This window comes from Martelella alba (assembly GCF_006516955.1).
Lineage (GTDB): Bacteria > Pseudomonadota > Alphaproteobacteria > Rhizobiales > Rhizobiaceae > Martelella > Martelella alba.
The window spans coordinates 1-1,490 of sequence record NZ_VHLG01000045.1; the positions used below are offsets into that span (position 1 = coordinate 1).

Sequence of the window (1,490 nt, forward strand, 5' to 3'; positions counted from 1 at the left end):
GAAGACGCGACCGTGTCACCTTGAACCCTGCAAGGCCGCCAAAGCCGCAAAGCGGTCGGGGGAAGGCAGGTGACTTTCCGGTGTTCGGCGGATCGCAGCGCCGTCAAACAATCCCCCGATCAGCTAACCGGGCGCTCGCAAGCGTTACCGGTGATCAGAACGGCCGAGACCGCAATCGACGTGCCGCCAGCCTTGGCAAGGGCAAGCCGCAGGTAACGGCAATTGCCGCGATAACCGACCTTGACGGTGGTCGCTTCAGCCAGGCTTGCCGGGAAACTTCCGTCCATGTCGGTGGCAGCAACGTCCGTGAATGCCGCGCCGTCGTCGCTCTCCTGAAGGCTGACGGCAAAGTCGCCATCGGCTTCAATCGCCCCGGTCGTCACTGCGATTGCAGCAGAGCCAAAGCCGAGAAGATCCAGCACCGGGCCAACCGCCGCCGCAGTGAAGACGGCAGGGGCCAGAGCCTGCCGGATGCCGATATTGTTCTTAAGATCACGCATGTTTGTTGTTCCTTTCCGTGTCCGGCGCTTACTTCGCGGCCATCTTCAGTTTCTTGAAGCGCGCCGGCTGAAGCACACGGCCACCGACACGGCGGGTCGCGTGAATGCGGGTCAGGCCCGTGGTGGCGAGCAGATAGGGATTGACCAGAACCGAAAGGCCGATCCGGTCGACAATGCGGTAGGCCGAGAAGTCGCCATAGATGATTGGGCAGGCATCCTCTTCCATGTCCGGCATATCGACCATTTCGACCACCGGACGGCCGAGCAGCGTTTCCGGCTGGCCTGCCTGAAGCGAGGGCTGCCAGATGTAGTCGCCCTGTGCGTTCTGAATGCTGCGCAGCCAGCCAAGCGTCGTGCCGTTCATCGCCCATGTGCCGCGATTGCGGTAGGTCGCGGGCAGCGAATAGAGAAGCGCAATCAGTGCGTCCCCGCTGATCCGGTCAACGGCACCATTAGCAATGGTCTTGATATCGGCGTTGCTCATAAAACCTTCGGGCTGAAGCAAACCATTGCCGTTGACGAAGGCCGAGCCTTCCTTGACGCCAAAATCTTCCGACAGCGCCAGATTGACCTCGCGCTCCACCTGCCCGGCACTGTCAGCCAGCAACTGGTTCGAGATATCGACATAGGTCTTGAGTTCCTTGACCGGGATTTCCGCCTGACCGAAGCCGGGTTCCGATCCCGTCTGTTCCTGTGTCTCACCGCCCCATGTGGCATTGGTGATGCCGGTGCGCTTCGGATAGATCACCGACGGCGCGCCGGTCGAAGACACGGTTGCGATGGAACGGACCGGCGAGAACTCATGAAGCTCGCGAATGAACTCGCCCGCCATCTCTGCCGGTGCCAGATAGCCGCCGCCCGGATCAGACGAAACCGTCAGAGCCTTGCGCTCATCGGACGGCAGGGCATCGCCACGGGAGAGATAGGCGGCAAAGGCCTTGCGCTCTTCGGTGATCTGATCGCCGCCAAAGCCCGCGCCGCCGTCCGGCC

The 1,490-nt window shown here is 62.1% G+C and carries 2 protein-coding genes; both read right to left on the minus strand.

What is annotated here, in order from left to right; genetic code table 11:
* Positions 1-119: 119 nt before the first annotated feature.
* The gene (locus FJU08_RS22585) at positions 120-500 is read right to left on the minus strand and encodes a hypothetical protein (RefSeq protein ID WP_141151294.1); all 381 of its coding nucleotides are present in this window, start codon (positions 498-500) and stop codon (positions 120-122) included.
* Between the two features lie 28 nt (positions 501-528).
* The coding region (locus FJU08_RS22590) for a phage major capsid protein (protein ID WP_141151295.1) at positions 529-1,490 on the minus strand (962 nt) is incomplete at its 5' end.